Source organism: Pilimelia terevasa, from assembly GCF_014647915.1.
GTDB classification, from domain to species: domain Bacteria; phylum Actinomycetota; class Actinomycetes; order Mycobacteriales; family Micromonosporaceae; genus Pilimelia; species Pilimelia terevasa.
Genome location: NZ_BMQC01000031.1, coordinates 1 through 8,480, shown reverse-complemented (window position 1 = coordinate 8,480; position 8,480 = coordinate 1). Strand labels below are relative to the sequence as shown.

Below are 8,480 nucleotides of genomic sequence, written 5' to 3'. Positions count from 1 at the left end.
GGCCGCGGGCGACCCGCACGACGTCGTCACGGAACTCTCGGGGGTAGGGCTTGGGCACGGTGGCATCCTTCCAGCCCGCCTCAACGGCAAGCCAGCTCAGGTGTCACCAGTTGGTGCAGCAGACCCAACTTCGCAACCTCCCTGATGGTGCCGGTCGTGTCGCGCACGACGCGGCGGAGTGGGGTGGAGTCCGTGGGGTCGGGTGGGTCAGCGGTTGCCCTTCGGGTCGAGGGCGTCGCGCAGGCCGTCGCCGAACATGTTGAACGCCAGCACGGTCACGAAGATCGCCAGACCGGGCCAGAGCATGAAGTGCGGCGTGTTGTAGTACTGGACCGCGTCCGACAGCGTGCCGCCCCAGCTCGCGGTCGGCGGCGGCACGCCGACGCCGAGGAACGACAGCGCCGCCTCGAACAGGATGTTCGTCGGGATCAGCAGCGTGGCGTAGATGAGGATCGGGGCCACCAGGTTCGGCAGCATCTCCTTGAAGATGATGTACGGCGACCGGGCGCCCATGCTGCGGGCGGCGTCGACGAACTCGCGCTCGCGCAGCGACAGCGTCTGCCCGCGCACGATCCGGCCGATGTACGGCCAGCTGAAGAACCCGATCACGAAGATCAGCATGGCGATCCGCAGGGACAGCCCGGAGAGCCCGAGCGCCTGGTCCGGTACGACGCCGACGAGCGAGATCGCGAAGACCAGGAGCGGGAACGCCAGGAAGGCGTCCATCAGGCGGCTGATCACCGCGTCGACCCAGCCGCCGAAGTACCCGGCGACGACGCCGAGCGTCGCCCCGATGAGCACCGACAGCAGCGTCGAGGCGAAGGCCACCAGCAGCGAGACCTGCGCACCGTGGACCACCCGGCTGAACAGGTCCCGGCCGCTCTGCGGCTCCAGGCCGAACGGGTGCTCCCAGCTCATCCCACCGAAGGCGCCGGTGGGTAGCTGGGAGGAGCCGTCGATCAGGTCGCGGTGGGAGGCGTTCGGGTCGCCGCCGACGAGCGCGGTGATCGGGGTGGCCAGCAGCGCCACGAGGACGAGCAGGACGATCACGACCGCGCCGCCCATGGCGAACTTGTCCCGCTTCAGCCGCATCCAGGCGATCTGGCCGAGCGACCGGCCCTCGATCCTGGGGGCCGCCGCCGGCTCCGGCCCGGCGAGCGCGACGGCGCCGCCGGTCTGCGACGGCTCTGACCCGTTGCCCATGTGCGCCCCGATCCTCCTCGTGGCCGCCGCGGCGGATCGGGTACGCGGTCCCGCGGGGAGCGTCCCCGCGGCCGGCCTGCCCGCGCCGCTCGGCAACCGGTCAGTTGTCCGTGCGTGTCCGTGCGTGCGTCCCCGCCACCGCGCCGGGCAGCTCTCGTGCGGCGGCAGGTCCGGGTGGCGCGTCCGTGCGGAGCCGCCCCGGCGCGGGCGGGACGCCCGGAGGTGGCGTGTGCCACCAGTGAGAAACAGTTCCGTTCGTCACCCGTCCGGGTCAAGGGTCGCCCGTTCTCGTGACCGAACCCAGGCTTCGCCGTAATGAGACTGTGATCGACTGAACAGCGCCGATTCGGGTCCGGGTGTGCTAACTGCGCCCGGTTCAGCTCCAGTCCCAGCCGACGCCGACCAGGCCGGGCTGCATGTCGGTCGCCACCACGTGGATGCTGCGGTGCGGGCCGAGGGTGATCTCCTCGCGGGTCAGGTCCGGGCCGCCCTCGTGCCGCCGCTGGAACCGCCAGCAGACGGCCGGCAGGGCGTCCGGGTGGAAGATGACCTGGATGGCCACCTGCTTGGCGGGGAACCGGATCCACTGGTACTGCTGGTTCGTCGGGATGCCGCTGCTGTCGGCGATGCGGAACCGCTGCAACTGCGTCTCGCCCACCATGAGCCGCCGGTCGAACAGCACCTCGGCGACCAGCCGCGGGCCGTCCGGGTCGGTCCGCACCCGGCCGATCCGGCAGTTCTCCAGCGCCGTCACCGTGATGTCCGCCGCCGCGGCGCCGTCCTCGCCCTGGTACACCGCCACCGACCGGTCGGTCGGCTGGTGCGCCTGCACGATCTGCGTGTACTCGGCGTACTGCGCGCTGCGGTCGGGGCCGACGTGGACCGAGCCCAGGGAGCAGATCGTGTGCAGCCGGCCGTCGTAAGGCCCGAGGTTGTCGATGACGTCGATGAGCGGCTGGGCGCCGCGCAGCAGCTCGGAGTAGCTCTTGGCCCCGCGCGGCAGACCGGCGGCGCGGCCGCGGGGGCGGGGCGGGCCGAGCAGGACCAGCAGCGAGCGCTCGGGCAGTTCGAGGACGCCCTCCAGGGCCGCCACGGCGCGCAGCGAGTCGGCGCGCTCGGGCCGGCGCTTGCCCGACTGCCAGTAGCTCAGGGTGCCCAGCCCGATGTGCAGCCCGGCCTCGTTCAGCCGGTGCTGGAGGCGCTGCAGCGACAGTCCGCGGGCGCGGATGGCGGCCCGCAACGCGTGGTGGAACGGCCCTGTACGCAGCGTGGCGGCAAGCTCGGGTTCCATGTGTTCTCCATGAACGTGAATATTCGCAGTTATCTAACCGCGGCGACCCACGCTATGCAATGCCTGATGCGGGAAACCTCGCGGACGCCGTTCACCCACCGCCCCGGTCTTCACGGTGCGTGTTCGCCGACCACCGAACCCGTTGCCACCGGCCCCGCCAGCGGCCAAGGTATCGCTCGTACCGACGACGCCCACCCGCCCAGGAGGTGACCCGATGGCCTGGAACTGGAGCCCGCGCCGACCCCCGTCGGGGCACGGCCTGGACGCGACCGGCGCCGGCGCGTACCGCACGCTGGTCAACCGCCGCTACGGCGCCCGACCCACCAGCCAGGTGTCCACCTCGGCCGGCGACCCGCCGCCGGCCGGGCAGCACCCGGCGACGGCCGGCCGCCCCCGTTCGCGGGCGGCCGACGTGACCCGCCGACGCTCTCCGCTCCTGGAGGGCGTGGCCGCGCTCCTGCGCACCGTGGTCCGCCTGGCGCGTCGGCGCCGCGCCAGGTGAATCCGCGCAGGCGGCCGGCGGGAGGTGTGGCCCACCCCGACCTGATACGCCCCGAGATCGGCGGGGTGGGCCACGTCGCCCGGCTCCCGGCCGCCGCGGCGCCCGCGCGCGGCGCGGCCGGACGGCGCGGCGGGCGGCGCGCAGGGATCAGACGGCGCGGCGGCCGGAGAACGCCCGGCCGAGCGTGATCTCGTCCGCGTACTCCAGGTCGCCGCCCACCGGCAGGCCGCTGGCCAGCCGGGACACGGCGATCCCCATCGGCTTCACGAGCAGGGCCAGGTACGTGGCCGTCGCCTCGCCCTCGGTGTTCGGGTCGGTGGCGAGGATCAGCTCCCGGACCGCGCCACCCCCCAGGCGCGTCATCAGCTCCCGGACCCGCAGGTGGTCGGGGCCGATGCCCTCCAGCGGGTTGATCGCGCCGCCGAGGACGTGGTACCGCCCCCTGAACTCGCCGGTGCGCTCGATGGCGACGACGTCCTTGGGCTCCTCCACCACGCACAGCACGTCGCCGGAGCGGCGGGAGTCGCGGCAGATCCGGCACTGCTCGGCCTCCGCGACGTTGTAGCAGGTCGTACAGAAGCGGACCAGCTCCTTGACCCGCTGGAGCGCTCCGGCCAGCCGGTGCACGTCGGCGGGGTCGGACTGGAGGACGTGGAACGCGATCCGCTGCGCGCTCTTGGGACCGACGCCGGGCAGCCGCCCGAGTTCGTCGATGAGGTCCTGAATGGCACCCTCGTACATGTCACATACCGGGCAGGACGAGGCGGCCCGCGGCGCCGACCAGCGCGGCCCGCGCCGGGGCGGCCTGCTGCCGCGTCATCCCCGCCTGCCGCGTCCACTGTCGCCGGTCCGGCTGTCCCACGCCCACTCCTCGCCCTGTCCGCGCCCGAGCTGCCTGCTCGGCCATGTCGGGTGCCTCGGCCGCACCCGTGCCCGCCACCCTACTGACGCCCACCGACACCGCCCCCGCCCCACGCCGGGCGACCGCGGCGCGGCCCGGGCTCAGGGGGTGCGCGGGGTGATGTCCTCGGCGCCGAGGCGGTCGCGCAGGAGGTGGTACGCCTGCTCCTCGGTGCTCCGGCGGGCCGCCCCGGGGTCCACCACCTCGTCGGTCGGGCCGTCGCCGGGGTCGAATCCGTCCCAGCCACCGGCGCGGGCGGCAGGGGCCGGGCGGCCGCCGTCGTACTCCGGGTCGTAGGGCGGCTCGTCCAGCGGCGAGCCGTCCGACCACGCCGGTGCGGCCGCCGGGCGGGGCGCCTCGACCCGCGGGCCGCGACCGGCGGCGGCCCGGGCGGCCGCGCGCGCGGCGTCGAGCCCCCGCTCCGGCCGGGGTGCGCCCCGGGTCGCGGCGGCGTCCGGCGCCGCCGCGGCGTCCGGCACCCGCGTGGTGGGCGCCGCGCCCTCCGGCATCCGGGTCGAGGGCGTGACCGGGAGCCCGGCGGCCGCGGGGGGCCGGGTCGCGACAGCCGGCCCGCCGGGCGACGACGGGCCTGCGCCGGGTCCGGCTGTCGCGGACGGCGCGCCGCCTGGTTCGGCGGCCGGCGACGAGGCGCCACCAGGGCGGGCCGGCTCGGGCCACGAGGTGTCGCCCGCCGGGGCGTCGTCGCGGCGCGCGGCGAGAGCGGACTGCGGCGCAGTGGCCGGCTGCGCGGGCGTCGTCCTGCCGCCTGCCGTCGCGGAGGGTGGCGCCACGGACCTGGCCCCAGGTGTCGCTGTAGGTCCACCCCCGGGGATCGATGCGGGTCCAACCCCGGAGGTCGATGTGGGTCCAACTCCAGGGGTCGCGGCGGGTTCGGCCCCGGGGGTTGATGCGGGTTCGGCCCTGGGGGGGGCTGGGGGTTCGGCTGCGGCAGTCACTGAGGGTCCGGCCGGTCCGGGCGCAGGGGGTGCCACAGGTGCGGCGGTGCGGGGAGCCGCGGCTTCGGCGGCGGGCGGAGACGGCGCCGGGGGGGCCGTCTGCTGGCCGGAGGGCGGGGAAGGAGCGTCGGGGCGTACCGGATCCCCCGCGCCGGACAGGCGGGAGGACTGGGCCGGTACCGCGCGTGCGTCCCCGGCCACCTCGCAGCGGATCTCCCACCGATTGCCCAGTACCTCGTACGCCGCCTCGACGACGACGGCCGACTGCCCGACCAGCATCTGCGCGAGGATCTGCGACTTCACCGTCAGGACCAGCACGCCGTCGGCGGCGCTGCGGACCAGCGCGTCGCGGGTCAGCGCCGCGGTCCGCTTGTTGCTGCGGTTGACGGCGTCCAGGATCTCCGGCCACGCGGCCCGCACCCGCTCGACCGCGTCGCCGGCAGTGGCCGCCGACCCGCCGGCCCGCGCGCCGCCGACCGTTTCACCGCCCCGCGCTTCAGCGCCCCGTGCCCCACCGCCCTGTGCCTCAGCCCCCCGCGCTTCAGCGGCCCGCGACTCGTCACCCCTCGCCGCCGGCCCGTCGGTCGCCTGTCCCTCAGCGGCCTGGCCATCGGGTGTCAGTCCCTCGACAGCCCGGCCATTGGCAGCCTGTCCGTCGGCGGCCCGGCCATCGGGTGCCAGCTCGTCACCTGCCGTCGCTTCACCGCCCGCCGACGCTTCGGCGGTCGTGGCAGCGGGGACGCCAGCCCCCCGCTCGGCGGCAGCCCCGGCGGGCGCCCGCGCCTCGTCCGCATCGACATGGTCCGGCGCCTCGCCCGCGGCGACCGGCGAGGCGGCAGCCGGTCCAGGGTCGGCAGGTCGGACCAGTTCGGCGGGCTGGACCAGTTCGGCGGGACGGACGGGGTCGGCGGGACGGACGGGGTCGGCGGGGCGGACGGAGTCGATGGTGCCCGCGCGGCCGGCGGCAGCGCGGGCCGCGGCCATCGCCGCCTCGGCCGCGGCGCTGCGCCCACCGGTCGGCTCGGCCTGCGGGCCGGTGGCCGGCGCGGCGTCGGCGGCGTCGGCCGGCCGCGCAGCCGGCCCCTGGCGTTCGAGCCGCTCCAGGCGCTGCATCAGGGCGGCTGCCGCGTCGTCCACGCCGGGCAGGAGCATCCGGGCGCAGATCAGCTCCAGCAGCAGCCGCGGGCCGGTGGTACCCCGCATCTCCACCAGGCCCTCGTGCAGGATGTCGGCGCAGCGCGACAACGTCGCCGTCCCGAACCGCTGCGCCTGCTCCCCCATCCGGGCCAACTGGTCCGCCGGGCCGTCGATGAGGCCCTGCCCCACGGCATCCGGGACCTGACGCAGGATCATCAGGTCGCGCAGCCGCTCCAGCAGGTCCGCGGCGAAGCGGCGCGGGTCGTGGCCGGCCTCCACCAGGTGGTGCACCGCCGCGTACACCGCGGCGCCGTCGCCGGCCGCCAGCGCGTCGCACATCTGGTCGAGCAGCGCGGCGTCGGTCACGCCCAGCAGGGCGACCGCCCGGCCGTAGGTCACGCCGTCCGGGCCGGCGCCGCCGATCAACTGGTCGAGCACCGACAGGGAGTCCCGGGCGCTGCCCCCGCCGGCCCGGACCACCAGCGGGAACACCGCGGGGTCCACCTTCACGCCCTCGGCCGCGGCCAACTGCTCCAGGTACGGCCGCAGCAGCCCCGGCGGGATCAGCCGGAAGGGGTAGTGGTGGGTGCGGGACCTGATCGTGCCGAGGACCTTGTCCGGCTCGGTCGTGGCGAAGATGAACTTGACGTACTCGGGCGGCTCCTCGACCAGCTTCAGCAGCGCGTTGAACCCGGCCGACGAAACCATGTGCGCCTCGTCGATGACATAGATCTTGTACCGGCTGTTGACGGGCGCGAAGACGGCGCGCTCCCGCAGCTCGCGCGCGTCGTCCACGCCGCCGTGGCTGGCCGCGTCGATCTCGATGACGTCGATCGAGCCGGGACCGTCCCCGGACAGCGAGCGGCACGAGTCGCACTCGCCGCACGGGTCCGGCGTCGGGCCCTGGGCGCAGTTCAGCGACCGGGCCAGGATGCGCGCGCTGGAGGTCTTGCCGCAGCCGCGGGGGCCGGAGAACAGGTAGGCGTGGTTCAGGCGCCCGCTGCGCAGCGCCTGCGAGAGCGGCTCGGTGACCTGCTCCTGGCCGATGACCTCGGCGAACGTGCGCGGCCGGTACTTGCGGTAGAGCGCGAGCGTCACCGGGGAGCCTCCTGCACGACCTGGCCGGGCAACGAAAAGGCCCCCCGTGCACCCGCCAGAGCTCGCTTATCCTTGCTGCCTTCCGGCCCTGGGGAGGTTCACAAGATGGACGCCGCACGAGGGGCGCCACCACTGTACCTCCCCGCGTCCGGCCGCTGCGGCACCCCCGGACCCAGCCGGGGGTGCGGCTGCCGGGACGGGTGGGACTTGGGTAAGCTCTGCGGCGGAGGATTCGCCTAGAGGCCTAGGGCGCACGCTTGGAAAGCGTGTTGGGTTCACACCCTCACGAGTTCGAATCTCGTATCCTCCGCCAGCTTGACCAGGCGAAACGCCAGGCCCGACCCCACTCGGGGCCGGGCCTGGCGCGTCTCAACGGCCGGCCGGGCGGTCTCAGTTCTGGTCTCATTTCCGCCGGGAGCGGCCCCGCTTCCGAGCCTTCCTCCCCCAGCCTTGACCTCCGCAGTCGGCGTGTCTTCGGACTGACGACGACCACAGAGCGTCACCAAACTGCCTGGCGACCGCCAGCCTCACCGGATCGGTGACGTGCTGGTACCGCTTCACCATGTCGGCGCTGGACCAGCCCATCACGTCCATCGTCACCCGCTGCTGAGTACCGATCACCATCAACACCGTTGCGGCGGTGTGGCGCGCGTCGTGAAGTCGGGCATTACGCACGCCCGCAGCCTTTACTAGGTCTTTCCACTCGTGATAATCGGTATTCGGGGAGATGGCTCGGACTGAGGTTCCCCCGGTTTGTCGGAGGGTTTGATGTGTCCTGGGTTCCCCGGAGTCGGCGTGGTTGGTCTCACGCGGCGGTCAGGGTGACGGGGTGGAGCCTTTCATACTCGACTGGGGTGAGCATGCCCAGTGCGCTGTGGCGGCGTTGTCGGTTGTGGAAGATTTCGAGGTAGTCGAAGATCGCGTTGGCGAGTTCGATGCGGGTGCGCCATCGCTGCCGGTCGAGGAGTTTCGGTCTGCATGCGGCCCCAGAACGATTCGATCATGCTGTTGTCGAAGCAGTCGCCGATCGATCCCATCGACGGCGCCAGGCCCGCTTCTTGGACGCGGCGGGTGAAGGCCCCATGAGGTGAATTGCACTCCGTGGTCGGAGTGGATGATCGTTGCGGCGGGTTGGCGGTTGGTGATGGCCATGTTCAGGGCGTTGGTGACCAGGGTGGCGGTCTGGGCGGAGTCGATGGACCAGCCGACGACCTTGCGGGAGTAGGCGTCGAGGACGACGGCGCAGTAGACCTTGCCTTCGCGGGCTTGGATTCCAGCAGTCGTCGCAACGGATTGGACTATGCGGGCTCTAGTAAAGCAGCCATGCGCTCGGCGGGGGTGTCCCAGTCGAGCGATTTGCGGGGCCGGTTGTTGAGTTCGTCGGCGACGGCG

The 8,480-nt window shown here is 73.7% G+C and carries 6 protein-coding genes, 1 tRNA gene, 1 other RNA gene and 1 pseudogene; 2 read left to right on the top strand and 7 right to left on the bottom strand.

The window, feature by feature from the left end; genetic code table 11:
• Positions 1-207: 207 nt before the first annotated feature.
• Entirely contained in the window at positions 208-1,203 is a 996-nt protein-coding gene (locus IEY75_RS20530) for an ABC transporter permease (protein ID WP_189116038.1), read from the bottom strand.
• 376 nt (positions 1,204-1,579) lie between these two features.
• On the bottom strand, positions 1,580-2,494 hold the full coding sequence (locus tag IEY75_RS20525) for a hypothetical protein (protein ID WP_189116037.1): 915 nt from the start codon (positions 2,492-2,494) through the stop codon (positions 1,580-1,582).
• Between the two features lie 214 nt (positions 2,495-2,708).
• On the opposite strand from IEY75_RS20525, the gene IEY75_RS20520 reads away from it, so the two are divergent.
• Positions 2,709-2,996 carry a hypothetical protein gene (locus IEY75_RS20520; protein ID WP_189116036.1) on the top strand — a complete coding sequence of 96 codons (288 nt, stop codon included), beginning with the start codon at positions 2,709-2,711 and terminating at the stop codon, positions 2,994-2,996.
• Between the two features lie 147 nt (positions 2,997-3,143).
• Here IEY75_RS20520 and recR read toward each other — a convergent pair whose 3' ends face one another.
• The 3 genes from recR to ffs all read right to left on the bottom strand — a co-directional run bounded on the left by recR (position 3,144) and on the right by ffs (position 7,216).
• On the bottom strand, positions 3,144-3,737 hold the full coding sequence (gene recR / locus IEY75_RS20515; RefSeq protein ID WP_189116035.1) for a recombination mediator RecR: 594 nt from the start codon (positions 3,735-3,737) through the stop codon (positions 3,144-3,146).
• 261 nt (positions 3,738-3,998) lie between these two features.
• Positions 3,999-7,088, bottom strand: a complete 3,090-nt coding sequence (locus IEY75_RS20510) for a DNA polymerase III subunit gamma and tau (protein WP_189116034.1) — start codon at positions 7,086-7,088, stop codon at positions 3,999-4,001.
• Positions 7,089-7,121: 33 nt separating this feature from the next.
• Positions 7,122-7,216, bottom strand: an RNA gene (gene ffs, locus IEY75_RS20505) — signal recognition particle sRNA small type.
• Positions 7,217-7,313: 97 nt separating this feature from the next.
• On the opposite strand from ffs, the gene IEY75_RS20500 reads away from it, so the two are divergent.
• Positions 7,314-7,401: transfer RNA gene (locus tag IEY75_RS20500), tRNA-Ser, on the top strand.
• 89 nt (positions 7,402-7,490) lie between these two features.
• On the opposite strand, the gene IEY75_RS20495 is transcribed toward IEY75_RS20500, so the two are convergent.
• Positions 7,491-7,817: a tyrosine-type recombinase/integrase gene (locus IEY75_RS20495; RefSeq protein ID WP_189116039.1), complete on the bottom strand. Its 327-nt coding sequence runs from the start codon at positions 7,815-7,817 to the stop codon at positions 7,491-7,493.
• A gap of 76 nt (positions 7,818-7,893) precedes the next feature.
• A pseudogene (locus IEY75_RS20490) lies at positions 7,894-8,351 on the bottom strand (IS3 family transposase); the annotation flags it as partial.
• Positions 8,352-8,480 lie beyond the last annotated feature (129 nt).

Excerpts from the sequence above, each read along its gene's own strand:
- IEY75_RS20530 (WP_189116038.1), bottom strand. The coding sequence starts at position 1,203 with ATGGGCAACGGGTCAGAGCCGTCGCAGACCGGCGGCGCCGTCGCGCTC.
- IEY75_RS20525 (WP_189116037.1), bottom strand. The coding sequence starts at position 2,494 with ATGGAACCCGAGCTTGCCGCCACGCTGCGTACAGGGCCGTTCCACCAC.
- IEY75_RS20520 (WP_189116036.1), top strand. The coding sequence starts at position 2,709 with ATGGCCTGGAACTGGAGCCCGCGCCGACCCCCGTCGGGGCACGGCCTG.
- recR (WP_189116035.1), bottom strand. The coding sequence starts at position 3,737 with ATGTACGAGGGTGCCATTCAGGACCTCATCGACGAACTCGGGCGGCTG.